1 protein-coding gene is annotated in these 240 nt (G+C 69.2%); it reads left to right on the forward strand.

What is annotated here, in order from left to right; translation table 11 throughout:
• A partial coding sequence (locus RYX56_RS26825; RefSeq protein ID WP_500660717.1) for a PDC sensor domain-containing protein occupies nucleotides 1-240 on the forward strand: 240 nt, incomplete at both ends.

Here is a 240-nt window from a genome sequence, read left to right on the forward strand (position 1 = left end):
CGTCCAGCAACTGGCGCGCCCCCACGAGTTTCGTCGGCGTCCGTTATGATTTTCGGCCCTATTTCATCAACGCCATGCGCGACGGTCTGGGCGAGTTCTACGCCCTGGGCACACGCAGCGGCCGCCCCGGCCTTTATCTGTCGCGCCGGCTGGACGCCGCCGACGGCCGCCCCCTGGGCGTGGTGGTGCTGAAGGTGGAGTTCGACGCCCTGGAGGCGCAATGGCGCAGCTCGGGCGAGC

It is taken from the genome of Alkalihalophilus lindianensis, from assembly GCF_032843265.1.
GTDB classification, from domain to species: domain Bacteria; phylum Bacillota; class Bacilli; order Bacillales; family Bacillaceae_D; genus Alkalihalophilus; species Alkalihalophilus lindianensis.